The organism is Saccharopolyspora sp. NPDC049357, from assembly GCF_040677225.1.
Lineage (GTDB): Bacteria > Actinomycetota > Actinomycetes > Mycobacteriales > Pseudonocardiaceae > Saccharopolyspora.
Map to the genome: position 1 here is coordinate 250413 of NZ_JBFAQJ010000004.1, position 12856 is coordinate 263268.

A 12856-nucleotide genomic window follows, 5' to 3' on the forward strand; every position below is an offset into this window, starting at 1 on the left:
GCAGCGCCCCACCGGCATCCACCGCCGTCCTAGAAGGGATAACTGCCGATCGAGCCCTGCGCCGTGATCCACTGCGTGTCGCAGAACGTGTCGAGGTTGGCGCGAGTGCCTCCGAAGTGACCGCCCGCGGCGGAGGCCTTCATCCCTCCGAAGGGGATGGTCGCCTCGTCGTCCACGGTTTGGTCGTTGACGTGAATCATTCCGGCCTCGATCCGATCGGCGAGCTCCATCCCAGCGAACGCATCCCGGGTGAGGATGCCGACGCTGAGGCCGTACTCGCTGTCGTTCAGCAGCGCGAGCGCCTCGTCGAGCGTGTCGTAGGTGATGACCGGAGCTACCGGACCGAAGATCTCCTCGCCGAAGGCCGGACTGTCCGCCGGGACGTCGACCAGCACGGTCGGCCGGTAGTACAGGCCCTCGTACGTGCCGCCAGCGGCAAGTCTGGCACCTTGCGCGACGCTGTCGGTGACGATGGCGTGGACCTTGTCGCGCTGCTGAACATCGATGAGCGGGCCCAATGCGTTGGCGGAGTCCGCCGGGTCGCCGACCGTGATGCGCTCGGCCGCGGCGACCAGGGCGGCGGTGTACTCCTCGGCGATGGAGGAATGGACGATGTGCCGACCGGCGGTCATGCAGATCTGGCCCTGGTGCAGGAAGCTGCCGAACGCACCGGCGGAGGCCGCGGCCTGCACGTCGGCATCGGGCAGCACGAGCAAGGCGTTGTTCCCTCCCAGCTCGAGGTGGACCCTCTTCAGCAGCGGGGCGGCCGCCGCAGCGATGGCCCGGCCTGCCATGGTGGAGCCGGTGAAGGAGATGCACGCGACGTCAGGATGTGCGACCAGAGCCTGACCGACCTCCGCGCCACCGGGCACCACGTGCAGAAGCCCTTCCGGAAGACCGGCCTCCGTCAGGAGTTCGGCCAGGGCCAGGCCACCGGAGACGGAAGTCCGCGGATCCGGCTTGAGGATGACCGCGTTGCCGACGGCAAGGGCGGGAGCCACCGACCGCAACGACAGGATGGCGGGGAAGTTGAAGGGCGAGATGACCCCGACCACGCCGAGCGGCACGCGACGCGCCACCGACAGCCGGGGACGGTTGGACCGCAGCAGTTCACCGTAGGGCTGGGAGGCCAGCGCGGCGCACTCGTTGAGCTCGGCGACGAGCAGCGAGACCTCGAAAGTGGCCTTTCCCAGCCCGGATCCGGACTCGGGGACCAGCCACTTCAACATCCGTTCCGGCTCCGACTCCAGCAGGTGGGCAGCCCTGCGCAGGACGGCGGCGCGCTGGTCGAAAGTGCGCGCCGCCCAGTCCTTCTGCGCTCGCTTCGCCGCGGTGGCCGCAGTGGCAACGTCGTCTGCGCTGCCCGCCGCGATCGTGGTCAACACCTCCCCCGTTGCCGGAGCGCTGATGCTGATCTCTCCGGAACTGCTGCCGGCACTGGAAAGAGGCGTCGACTGCCACAGCGACCAATCGGCGGCGTGCGGTGCGGGTGCGGTGGTCACGAGATGTTCCTCCAAGCGGGAAAACGTCGGGCATCGAGATGAGGTTGGGCGGGCTCCCGCTCCCGGAGAACCTGCTCAGTCAACGGGGCGACCTTCTGGGCTGCCCGCAACAGGGGTTTTCGCAGCGAAACCGGCGGAATTGACCACCGGCGCGACCAGCCGCACGGGACTCCTGCGCAGGGAGGCCACCGCCCCCGCGGCGAGCGACAACACACCTGCGACCGGGATCAGCCACGGCAGCAGCGAAGCCGGACCACCCGTGATTCCGGTGAGGACATCGAAGTTGGCCAGTGCCAGCACGATTCCACCGCCAAGACCCACGGCCCCCAGCATCGGCGCCACCATGGTCTGCCAGAACCCGCCTCGCCCCGCGCGCCGGCGGAAGTAGACCACGACAGCGACGGCCACGGCCGCCTGCAGCGTCAGGACGGCGATGGTCCCAAGACCAACCAGCCAGGAGTACAGCTGCGCGAACGGATCCGCACCCGCAGCCATGAAGGCACCCAGGACCGCCAAGGTCAGCACGCTCTGGACCACGCTCGCCCGATGCGGGCTGTGGAATCGGTGGTGGGTGTTGCCGAGCGCCGGGGGCAGCAAGCCAGCGCGACCCAAGGAGAACATGTAGCGGGACAGGGTGTTGTGGAAGGCCAGCAGCACCGCGAACACGCTGGTCACGACGAGGATCTCCATGACCTCCGTGGACAACGCGCCCACGAATGCGGTGTTGGCCGTGGTGACGAATCCAACCGGGTCCTCGGCGGCGGCCGATTGGGCGTCAGGTCCGTGCGCAAGCCCGATCGCCCACGTGGTCAGCGTGTAGAAAATGCCGATCAGGATCACGGCGACGTAAGTCGCGCGCGGCACGGTGCGGTGTGGATCCCGAGCTTCTTCGCCGTAGATGGTCGTGGCCTCGAAGCCGACGAAGCAGGTGAAGGCGAACAGCAGTGCGATACCCGGAGTGCCGGACAGCACGTTGCTCGGGGCGAAGGCGTCCACGTTGAGGCCCTCGGAGCCGCCCCGGCTGATCACCACCGCGTCGAAGACCAGCAGGATCAGCACCTCGGCGATCATCAGGACGCCGAGAACCTTCGCCGAGAGGTTGACCTCCAGGTAGCCCAGGACTCCTACGGCGAGCAGTGCTACGACGGCGGGAACCTGCCAGGTCACCTCCACTCCATATCGCGCCAGCAGATCTGCTGCGAAGACACCGAACTGCCCGAACAGACCGAGTAGCATGCAGTTGTACGCGAGCAGCGCGATACCAGCCGAGGCATGACCTGCCCGATCACCGAGACCGGCGGCGATGTAGGCGGTGAACCCACCCGCGCTGGTGAGGTGGCGGCTCATGGCCGCGTAGCCGACCGCGAACAGCAGCAGGACCACACCAGCCACCAGGTACATGCCGGGCGCTCCCGTACCGTTGGCCGAAAAGGCCACCGGACCCGCTCCGAGGGTGGCCCCCAATGGTGCCGCAGCGGCTACGACGAAGAACACGATGCCGGACGTGCCCACGGCCGAGCTCTTGAGCTGCCCGGATACCTCTGCGCTCATCAACCCACCTCTCGAGAATCAGCCAGCGTCGGCTGGCGCCGTGCGTGCTGCAAACTATGGGAAGGCTCCGGCTGCTAGACAACGACGACTTCGCGAACGCACAATCGTGTACCGCGATCGCCCAGGTCAGGAGCGGTACGACGGTCATATACCGGCCGCGCTGAGCGCTGTGGCACCTGTGCTGAGAGGACATGCACCATGGAAATTCGCCAGCTCCGGTACGTCGTTCGCTTGGCCGAGACCTTGCACTTCGGCCGTGCCGCACAGCTGGAGCACATCGCCCAGTCCGCCTTCAGCGGGCACATCGCCAAACTGGAACGCGACCTGGACGTGAAGCTGTTCGACCGGAGCCATCATCGGGTCGCGCTGACACCCGCCGGAGTCGCGTTCGTCGAGCGCGCGGAGGAAATCCTCGCGCAGGTCGCCGGTGCGGCAGCAGAAGCCAAGTCGCTAGCACCTCAGCACGAAGAGGTTTTGCAGGTGGGCATCTTCGCGGAAGGCGCCGGCGAGCTGACCCCGGTCATCCTGTCCGTCTACCGTGAACTGCAGCCTGAGGTGCGGCTGGAGTTCACCGAGCTGACCATGGTCGACCAGCTGGACAAGCTCGTTTCCAACGAGGTGGACGTGGCGTTCGTCCGCGCGCCCTTCGACGACGAGCGCATCTCCCTGCGGCCGATCTTCTCCGAGCCCCGGGTGGCAGCCGTGCCACAACATCATCCGCTGGCGGACGCCGAAGAGATCTCCGTGACCGACCTGCTGGATGAACCCTTCGCGGCGGCGGAAACCGGCGCGCCCGCCGGGTGGTCCTCGTACTGGAGCTGCGACGACCACCGCGGTGCCCGAGGTCGGGTGGCAACGCACGTCCGGTCCATCGGGGAATGCCTGATGGCGATCTCCTGCTTGGGCGCCGTCGACACCTTTCCCCAGACAGCCGCGCGCCTGTTCCACCACGCCGGCGTCTCCTACGTGCCCGTCCCTGATGCGGCACCGAGCACGGTCACCGCTGCGATGCGGAACAACGATCTCCGGCCGCACGTCCGCGCCTTCGACCTAGCGGTCCAGCACGCCGTCAGGAATCACCTCGGTCTGGTGCCGAGCGCCGTGTTCGCGCCAGCGGCCTGACGCGCGACAGACTTCGCCGGTCGGACACGCACCCGTCACGCCGACAGCGGGTTCCCTACCGCTCGCCGGGGCCATCTCGCTCCGCGAACGGTCGATCTCAGATCGGGCATTGTGCGGAGGAAGCGCAGGGGAAACAGTGACTGAAGCGCCCTGATTGATTGCAGGATGCCCGTCACCCTGTCCTCAACTCATCGGTGGAATCTTTCCAAGGCCGGTGACGTGCAAGATGGAGTTGTTGATGCCCAAGCTGAGCATCGAGGCGAGCCTCGAAACCTTCACCGCGAAATTCGCCAAGTCCGCAGAGCTCACTCGCGCCGGAAAGCACCTGATTCCGGGCGGTTACAGCAGAAATTCCTTCAACTTCGGTCCGCATGCGGTCTTCGCCGCGAGCGGAGACGGAGCACACGTGGAGACGGTGGACGGACATCGACTCCTGGACTTGAACAACAACTTCACGGTGAACGTCCTCGGCCACAACCCTCCTTCGGTCACCTCTGCTCTGCAGAACGCCATCCCCTCGGGGATCTCCTTCGGCAATCCGAGCACGGCCGAGGCCGATCTGGCTCAAATCTTGATCGAGCGGATTCCTTCGGTCGAGAGGGTGCAGTTCTCCTGCTCAGCCACGGAATCCTGCATGAGCGCCATTCGGATCGCGCGCGCCCATACCGGCAGGACGAAGGTCGCCAAGTTCGAGGGCGGATATCACGGGTTCAGCGATCCCCTGCACATCTCGTCCCACACACCGCCTGAGCAGGCCGGCACGGACGAGGCGCCGCGGGCGGTCGCGGACAGCGGAGGCGTCCCCGCAGACGAGGTCAACAACCTCGTCGTTCTCACCCAGAACGACATGACGAGCACCGAACGGATCCTCCGGGCCAACGCGAGCGATCTCGCTTGCGTGATCCTGGAGCTGCAGAGCGGCGCCGGAGGCCTGGTCACACTGGACCAGGAGTTCGTGCAGGGAATTCGGGCGTTGACCAAGGAGCTCGGCATCGTCCTGATCTTCGATGAGACGATCAGCCTGCGCGCCGGCTACCACGGGTTGCAGGGCGTGTACGGGGTGACACCGGACCTCACCGTCATGGGAAAGATCATCGGCGGAGGACTCCCGCTCGGGGCTGTAGGGGGAACAGCCGCGGTCATGAACGTTCTGGAGACGGGAAAGGTCACCATCTCGGGCACGCATCACGGGCACAAGCTCTCCCTCATCGCCGGCGCAGCGTGCATGAGAGCCTTGGATCGAGAAGCGTTCGACAGGCTCAACGCGCACTCGGCTCGGATCCTGTCCGAGCTCAACGAGTGGAGCCTGGCCAGGGGAAGCTCCTTCAAGGTCTACGGGAAGGGCTTCTCCCACATGGCCTACGGTTACATGAACGCACCCGGGCTGGAAGTGCGGACCCACCGCGACTACTGGCGCAACGTGGACGGCGCCAATACGCAGATCATCTCCCTCGAACTCGCCAACCGCGGGTTCTTTCCGGTGCACCGCGGCGAACTCTCGCTCTCCCTGCCCATGACCGACGACGACATCACCTCCTTCATCGACACGATGAAGGAGATCGTGGTGGAACTCGAGGAATAGGCGGAACGGCCGACTGCGTTCAGAATGCAGTCGGCCACCTCCATGCCCCTTTCCGTCCTCGGCTGAGCCGGCACGTCGGTTCTATTCGAATGAGCGGCCCGGTCATGGTGATCGGGAAGGACGGCCGTCTGGACAGGTGATTGCAGCGCAGTGATACTCGGGGTGTGCGTGCCACCGTCGATCGCCACACCTATGCTCAGCTCAGCACAGCCGAAGTGGCCGAGCCAGACGCATTTGCCTACTGGCGGGAGATGATCTGCGCGACCTTCGTGCGGCTCACCGCCGACCGGGTCGACGAACGTCCGTTCAGCGGACTGATCGAGCACGTGCCAGTCGGCGAAATCGAAATGACCACCGTGCAAGCGGCAGGGCAGCACGTGCGACGCACTCGGGCGCTCATCGCCGACGATACCGAGGATTTCCTGCTGGCGAGCATTCAAATCGCGGGCTCCGGACGCGTCGAACAGGATGGCCGCACCGCCACGCTGTCCGCAGGCGAGATGGCTTACTACGACAGCACCAGGCCGTACGCCTTGCACTTCGACGATCCGTTCCAGCAGCTGGTGGTGCAGGTGCCGAAGCACGCGCTGATGCTGCACAACACCCGCAAGCTGACCGCCCGACCTCTTGGACTGGGTACTCCCGGCACCGCGGTCTCCGCGTTCTTCCGCTCCCTTGCCGAGTCCACCAAATCTGGCGACACCAGTGGAGCGTTCCTGGTGCCGCATGCTCTCGGCCTCCTCTCCGCCGCCGCGTCGTACGCCGGGCAGCGTGCCCCGGTCGCTCCGGCGAGCGAAGCAATGGCCCGACAGCGCGTGTTCGACTTCTTGCATCGCAATCTGGCAGATCCGACCTTGAACGCAGACGCCGTCGCGCGGGCTTGTCATGTATCGAGGCGGACGCTCTACCGGATCATCGGCGGAGCAGGCGTCGCAGCACAGCTGCGACGGATGCGCATCGAACACGCCCGCGCGTTGCTCGTCTCCGCCCCGGAACGGCCCGTGAGCGCCGTCGCCGCGGCATGCGGATTCAACAGCGAGTCCGGGTTCTTCCGGGCATTCCGCGCCGAAACGGGCCGGACACCGGTCGCGTACCGACGCGACTACGGCACGGTTGGTCAGTGACCACGGCACGCCCAGTCACCCGCGGCCACCCCCTGCAGGACATCGTGGCCTCCATCACGAAGCCAACGGCTCTCAGGAGGTCACCATGCAAGGCACCGTTCGTGTCGCGGCGGTCCAAGCCGAGTCAGCCTGGCTCGATCTCAACGCGGGCGTGGACAAGACCGTCGAGCTGATCGGACAAGCCGCTGCCGGACGGGCTCAGCTCGTCGCGTTCGGTGAGACCTGGATTCCCGGCTACCCCTGGTGGATCTGGCTCGACTCACCCGCTGCAGGCATGCAGTTCGTCCCCCGGTACTTCGCGAACTCGATGACGCGCGATGGCGACGAGATGCAACGCATCAAGAACGCGGCCGCCCAACACGGCGTCCACGTCGTTCTCGGCTTCAGCGAACGCGACGGAGGGACGCTCTACCTGTCGCAAGCGTTCATCTCCGACACCGGCGAGCTGATCTCAGTGCGGCGCAAGCTCAAGCCGACGCACGTCGAACGCTCCGTCTTCGGCGAAGGCGACGGCAGCGACCTGCAGGTCCACGCCACCTCGCTGGGCAAGGTCGGCGCGCTCTGCTGCTGGGAACACCTGCAGCCGCTGACCAAGTACGCGATGTGCAGCCTCGGAGAGGAGATCCACGTCGCCTCCTGGCCGAGCTTCTCCCTCTACCGGGGCGCCGCGAACGCGCTCGGCCCAGAGGTCAACACCGCGGCGAGCCTGCTGTACGCGGTGGAGAGCCAGACGTTCGTGGTCGCGCCGACCGCTGTCATCGGCACCGCCGCGCAAGAAGTCTTCTGCGACACCGACGTCAAGCGGCAGCTGCTCCAGCCCGGCGGCGGGTTCGCCCGCATCATCGGGCCTGAAGGCTCCCAGCTCGCCGAGCCGCTGCCGGAGACCGAAGAAGGCCTTCTGTTCGCTGACCTGGACCCAGCACTGCTCGCCATCGCAAAGTCGGCCGCCGATCCGGTCGGCCACTACTCGCGACCCGACGTCATGCGTCTGATGGTCAACCGCAACCCCGCCCCAAGAGTCGTCGAGACACCCGCTCCAGTAGCACGAGAGGCCGATGTCGAGGAGTTCCCACCGTCCATGTCCCCGACCTGACCGGCGACGGTCCCGTCTTCATGGAGCGTCCGATCATCAATGAGCCGACGGCGGCCACGCGTGCCGAAGCAATACGGCCACCGCCGACCCTCACCAAGCTGACCAAGAATCCGTTCACCCCAATTCCGGCCAGATCCGGACCGGTTACTTCACGCCGGTCTCCAATGGCCAGCCCGTGTAGGCCTCGGCGAGGAACGTGCGACCGGCACGTGATTCGACGACCGAGCGCAATTCGCCGATCTGGCGTCGACGTTCGAAATCACTCGCGGCGGGCTGCAGGTGCAGCATGCTCGTCATCCACCACGAGAAGTGCTGTGCCTTCCAGATGCGCTTGGCCGCAGCCTCGGGAAATGCGTCGAGCGGGGTTTCGTCGTTGTCGAGCAGCAGCGCGCGCAGCGCCTCGGTGAGCAGCACGACGTCGGCGACGGCGAGGTTCATGCCCTTCGCGCCCGTGGGCGGCACGGTGTGCGCGGCGTCGCCGACGAGCACCACGCGGTTGCGGCGCATCTCGTGGGCCACGAAGCTGCGGAAGCGCAGCACGTCCCGCTGGAAGATGCGCCCTTCGTTGAGGGTGGTGCCGGGCACGCGCGACTGCAAGATTTCCCAGAGCTGCGCCTCGGAGTAAGCCTCGACATCGGCGTCCGGATCGCACTGGAAGTACATCCGCTGCACGCCCGGGCTGCGCTGGCTGATCAACGCGAACCCGTGAGGCGAGTTGCTGTAGATCAACTCCTCCGCGCTGGGCGGCGCTTCGCAGAGAATCCCGAACCAGGCGAACGGATACTCGGTGAAATAGCCGCCGAAAGTGCCCGTCACGGCTTCCCGCACCACGCTGCGCGATCCGTCCGCGCCGACCACCACGTCGGCAGCGATTTCGACCTGGTTGCCTTCCGCATCGCTGGCGAGCACGCGTGGACGATCCGAACCCGCCTCCTCCACGCGTTGGGCGGTCCAGCCGAAACGCAGGTCCTGACCCGCGGCGACGCGGGAGGCGATGAGGTCCTTCAACACCTCGTGCTGCGGGTACAGCCAGACGGCACGGCCGACGGTGTCGGTGAAGTCGATGCGGTGCCCTACACCTCCGAAGCGGAGCTCGATCCCCTCGTGCTTGTGACCCGCGGTCAACACTCGGTCAGAGGCTCCCGTTTCGCTCAGGACCTCGACGGTGCCCTGCTCGAGAATCCCTGCCCTGATCGTGGTTTCGACCTGCTCACGAGTGCGGGAATCGATCACGATCGAGTCAATCCCGACCTTGTCGAGCAAGTGAGACAGCAGCAGACCCGCAGGACCGGCACCGACGATGGCAACACGGGTGCGTTCGAGCATCTTGAATCTCCCTCAAAGCGAACTTCACCGACGTCGGTGAATGCCGGGAGTCTCACGGCCGCCGGACACCGCGGGCGACACCGGCCTTCCACTGAGTGGAAACAGCACTACCCGAGGAGCGGGCATGGGACGGGGGCACTCCGCTGGCCGCCGACATAGCCGTCCCGCGATCGCCCAGAGTCCGGTGCACAACCGCCGGCCGCGTTCCTGCCCTTGTGACGTCTTGACGACCAGCCGCAAGCGTCGAGCAGGAACAGACGCACCTCGGCCATTGCGCTCGCCGGCACGGCGCTGGGAGCCGACATCACACCCGCGCTCACGGCCGCTGAGCTGCCGATCACAATCAGAGTGATCGCCGCCAGCGTTGGCGTTGTTCTCGTACTGGAGACGTGCCACTCGCAGAGCACGCACAGCCAGAAGACGGCCCCCGCGAATGGGCCAACTTCACGCACACGCGTACCCAGACACTCAACAGCCGTAGTGAACAGACACCTCGGGGACACCTATGACAGGAGACTCCAACCACCGTTGAATCCGCGCAGGAGTAAACGCCGGGACATGCCGGGACACCCCGCACGACCCGTCCCCGCCCACGTTCACTCCACGTTTTCGCTGCTCACAAGGCAACCCAACCTGTCCCGGCACGGTGTCCCAGCTGGCGCCTCGTCGGGACACATGGGACAGCAAAAGGCCCCTGCTTCAACCTGTCTCGGGAAGCAGGATTCGGGTGAATAGTGCGCAAGTCCGTCCTCGGACACCAGTGGGTGGGATCCGTCCCACGACACCACAGATGGTTTCAGACGCGAGACGGCGAGGTGCATTGCACCCGCCGTCTCGTCGTGTTTTCTGCCCCTGAGTCTTGGTTCGGGGGTGAGGGCTGTGGCTGAGTCCGCCGTCCCCGGGATCGAGCTGCATCCGTTGTCGGTGGATGAGCGCGCCGAGTTGATCGCCGCACGCGGCACGGCCCGGCGGGTTCCGCTCACGCAGCTGGCCGCACTGCCGAGCACCACCTCGATGGTCTATCGGACCGCCTCGGTGGACCCACAGGGGCGCGTCGCCGACAGCAGCATCGTCAACGCCTTGGGTTGGCAGGCCGGGCGGCGGCTGCGCCTGGAGGTGCTCTCCAACACCACGGTGACCATCCAGGCCGACCCGGATGGGCTGTTCACCCTCGCCCGCCGCGCCCACCTCCCTCTGCCGGTCGCGGTGCGCCGCTGGTGCGGCCTGAACCCCGGCGACCGGGTGCTGCTGGCCGCCCCCGATCCCGGCCTCCTTCTCATTCACACCATGCGTGCCCTCGACGCGATGGTCGCCGCCTTCCACACCCCCGGAGCTGATCCCGAATGACCCACCACCCCGACGCCCCCGAACTCGACGCCGCCCGCCTACTGCTGGCCAAAATGGGCGTGACCCCCGAAGACCTCCTCGGCGCCCCGGCACCAAAGCCGCAGGCGCCGACGTTCGCCGGATACATCCCCGAGGTCGCCAAAGCCGTCTCCCCCGGAACCCGCCGCGTCTACGGCACCTACTGGAACCGCATCCTCGAACACTGGGGACACCGCCACCTCGACGAACCCACCACCCTCGAAATCCAGCAACTCGCCGAAACCGTCCGTTCGCAGGTCGTCGTGCGGCGCAACGGCCGCGGCGGCCGCGGCGCGGCCGAGCACCTTATCGCCGCCATCCGCTGCGTCTACAACCACGCCGTCGACGACAAACTCATCACCGAGGCCGATAGCCCCGCTAAGAAGGCCACCAAGCCCCGACGACTCGCCAGCACCCGGCGTGGTCTGCCGGATACCCGCCTCAACGAGATCAATCACGTTGCTGCCACCACCGGCGATGATCCGGCGCTCGACACCCTCCTGTTGCGCCTGCACATCGAAACCGCCTGCCGACGCGGCGGAGCACTCGCTCTCACCCTGCGCGATCTTGAGCCCGACCAATGCCTCATCCGCCTGCACGAGAAAGGCGAGACCGTCCGCTGGCAGCCCGTCTCCCCCACCCTCATGACCCACCTGCGCGAACACGCCCAACAACGCGGTGCCACTAAACCTGGGGACCAGCTGTTGCGCTATCACAACCACCGGCCCATCACCAGACGCCGCTACGACCACCTCTGGAACCGGATCGGCGAGCACTTGCCCTGGGTGTACACCCAGGGAGTCAGCACTCACTGGCTACGCCACACCACCCTCACATGGGTCGAACGCAACCACGGCTACGCCGTCGCCCGCGCCTACGCAGGCCACACCACCAGCAGCGACACCGGAACCACCGCCGCCTACACCCGCGCCGGCATGACCGAAATCGCCACCGCCCTGGCCACCCTCACCGGCGAACCCCACCCACTCGCCACCAACAAGTAAGAACGCTGAACGACAATCATCCTGAGTGGGCTCGTGTCGAAGCCTTAAGCTCGACCCGAGCCCACTCACGGGCCTCTGATCTTCGCCAGCCTGCGGTAGTGCTTCGAGTGCCGACCGCCAATCCCAACCAGGTGGGCACGTCGAGCTTGATGCTATGACGCACACCGATCTTCGATAGGTGGATCCGCAAGAATGTCGCAGCGCGTAATCTCCACGATCATTCTGTTGGGACTTCTTAGAGGTCCTAACAGATTGAGTTGTTCTTGAGTTTGCGCCAGCAGATGATGCTGCAGCCGAGGCTGAGGAAGGCTTCATGGATGTCATCGCGGATCTCCCACCGGATGCGCAGGCGGCGGAACCAGTGCAGCAGTGCGATGGAGCTCGGGTGCTTCCGGGCCGAACCTTCCAGGAGGACCGACCGGTTGAGCATCGGAGCGTTCTCCCTCGGGAGCAGTGGTCAGCGGCTCGGTGCGGGCTGAAATCCGGTCGTGGCCAACAGTTCGTCGAGGAGCTCGGTGGCGCGGGGCCATGTGCCGTATCCGGAGGCGGGGTTGAGGTGTCCGACCTCGCCGAGGTCCACCAGCCGACTGCCCCACGCGCGTGCGAGATCCACGACCGCCGCGAAGTCGGCCAGCTGGTCGTTGGTGCTGGCCGCGACGATGCTGGGGAACGGCAGCGGGCTGCGCGGGACCGGGTTCCAACCGTTCGCGTCTAGATCCGGTCGGGTCGGGTAACCGGCGGGCAGCGGCGTGGTGAAGTCCGGCGGGGTGGCCAGGATCGCGCCCGCGACCGGGCGATCGTGCCGGGCCGCCCAGTGCACCGTGATCACCGCCCCGGCGCTGTGGGCGACGAGCACGACGGGCCCGTCGACCTCACCTAGGACTGCGTCGAGCGCCGCCACGCGGCCATCCAAGCTCAGCTTGTCGCTCTCGAGCGGCGGGACGATGCGAACCTTGTCCAGGCTGGCGGCCAACAGGGTCTGCCAATGGTCCTCGACGTGGTCACGAAGGCCGGGAACGATCACGACGGTCGGGGAAGCGGAGTTTGTCAAAACTTCCTCCAGGAGTGGAACGTGCGAGGCGTCCGATGGAGTGGGCACACCGGTGGTGTGCCCCCACCCAAACACAAAATCAAAACAAATAAAAAAAAACAACGGATTTACAAAAAAGGTTTGTGGGGGTGGGGGT

The 12856-nt window shown here is 66.3% G+C and carries 10 protein-coding genes and 1 pseudogene; 6 read left to right on the plus strand and 5 right to left on the minus strand.

Annotation, left to right across the window (positions count from 1 at the left end; genetic code table 11):
* Window positions 1-29 precede the first annotated feature (29 nt).
* Window positions 30-1502, minus strand: a complete 1473-nt coding sequence (locus AB0J91_RS05755; RefSeq protein ID WP_363864505.1) for an aldehyde dehydrogenase family protein — start codon at window positions 1500-1502, stop codon at window positions 30-32.
* A gap of 75 nt (window positions 1503-1577) precedes the next feature.
* On the minus strand, window positions 1578-3053 hold the full coding sequence (locus tag AB0J91_RS05760; RefSeq protein ID WP_363864507.1) for an APC family permease: 1476 nt from the start codon (window positions 3051-3053) through the stop codon (window positions 1578-1580).
* A gap of 198 nt (window positions 3054-3251) precedes the next feature.
* Between AB0J91_RS05760 and AB0J91_RS05765 the strand changes: the two genes are divergently transcribed.
* From AB0J91_RS05765 to AB0J91_RS05780, 4 genes are all read left to right on the plus strand, one after another.
* Window positions 3252-4175, plus strand: a complete 924-nt coding sequence (locus AB0J91_RS05765; RefSeq protein WP_363864509.1) for a LysR substrate-binding domain-containing protein — start codon at window positions 3252-3254, stop codon at window positions 4173-4175.
* Between the two features lie 154 nt (window positions 4176-4329).
* On the plus strand, window positions 4330-5757 hold the full coding sequence (locus tag AB0J91_RS05770) for an aminotransferase class III-fold pyridoxal phosphate-dependent enzyme (protein WP_363864511.1): 1428 nt from the start codon (window positions 4330-4332) through the stop codon (window positions 5755-5757).
* A 164-nt stretch (window positions 5758-5921) separates the two neighbouring features.
* Window positions 5922-6881 carry a helix-turn-helix domain-containing protein gene (locus AB0J91_RS05775; protein WP_363864513.1) on the plus strand — a complete coding sequence of 320 codons (960 nt, stop codon included), beginning with the start codon at window positions 5922-5924 and terminating at the stop codon, window positions 6879-6881.
* An 85-nt stretch (window positions 6882-6966) separates the two neighbouring features.
* Window positions 6967-7974, plus strand: coding sequence for a carbon-nitrogen hydrolase family protein (locus AB0J91_RS05780; protein ID WP_363864515.1), 1008 nt, complete (start codon window positions 6967-6969; stop codon window positions 7972-7974).
* Window positions 7975-8118: 144 nt separating this feature from the next.
* Here AB0J91_RS05780 and AB0J91_RS05785 read toward each other — a convergent pair whose 3' ends face one another.
* On the minus strand, window positions 8119-9300 hold the full coding sequence (locus AB0J91_RS05785) for a 4-hydroxybenzoate 3-monooxygenase (RefSeq protein WP_363864517.1): 1182 nt from the start codon (window positions 9298-9300) through the stop codon (window positions 8119-8121).
* 879 nt (window positions 9301-10179) lie between these two features.
* Between AB0J91_RS05785 and AB0J91_RS05790 the strand changes: the two genes are divergently transcribed.
* Entirely contained in the window at window positions 10180-10647 is a 468-nt protein-coding gene (locus AB0J91_RS05790) for an AbrB/MazE/SpoVT family DNA-binding domain-containing protein (protein ID WP_363864519.1), read from the plus strand.
* Window positions 10644-11669 (plus strand): site-specific integrase, encoded by a 1026-nt coding sequence (locus AB0J91_RS05795; protein ID WP_363864521.1) that lies wholly within the window; start codon window positions 10644-10646, stop codon window positions 11667-11669. The genes AB0J91_RS05790 and AB0J91_RS05795 overlap by 4 nt, the downstream gene beginning before the upstream one ends.
* Window positions 11670-11913: 244 nt before the next feature.
* On the opposite strand, the pseudogene AB0J91_RS05800 reads toward AB0J91_RS05795, so the two are convergent.
* Together AB0J91_RS05800 and AB0J91_RS05805 are read right to left on the minus strand one after the other, a co-directional pair.
* Window positions 11914-12042: pseudogene (locus AB0J91_RS05800) on the minus strand (IS5/IS1182 family transposase); the annotation flags it as partial.
* Between the two features lie 84 nt (window positions 12043-12126).
* Window positions 12127-12720, minus strand: coding sequence for an alpha/beta fold hydrolase (locus tag AB0J91_RS05805; protein WP_363864523.1), 594 nt, complete (start codon window positions 12718-12720; stop codon window positions 12127-12129).
* Window positions 12721-12856: the final 136 nt, after the last annotated feature.

Bases quoted from the DNA above. Each gene is read 5' to 3' on its own strand.
- AB0J91_RS05765 (WP_363864509.1), top strand. From the start codon at position 3,252: ATGGAAATTCGCCAGCTCCGGTACGTCGTTCGCTTGGCCGAGACCTTG.
- AB0J91_RS05780 (WP_363864515.1), top strand. From the start codon at position 6,967: ATGCAAGGCACCGTTCGTGTCGCGGCGGTCCAAGCCGAGTCAGCCTGG.
- AB0J91_RS05760 (WP_363864507.1), bottom strand. From the start codon at position 3,053: ATGAGCGCAGAGGTATCCGGGCAGCTCAAGAGCTCGGCCGTGGGCACG.
- AB0J91_RS05795 (WP_363864521.1), top strand. From the start codon at position 10,644: ATGACCCACCACCCCGACGCCCCCGAACTCGACGCCGCCCGCCTACTG.
- AB0J91_RS05785 (WP_363864517.1), bottom strand. From the start codon at position 9,300: ATGCTCGAACGCACCCGTGTTGCCATCGTCGGTGCCGGTCCTGCGGGT.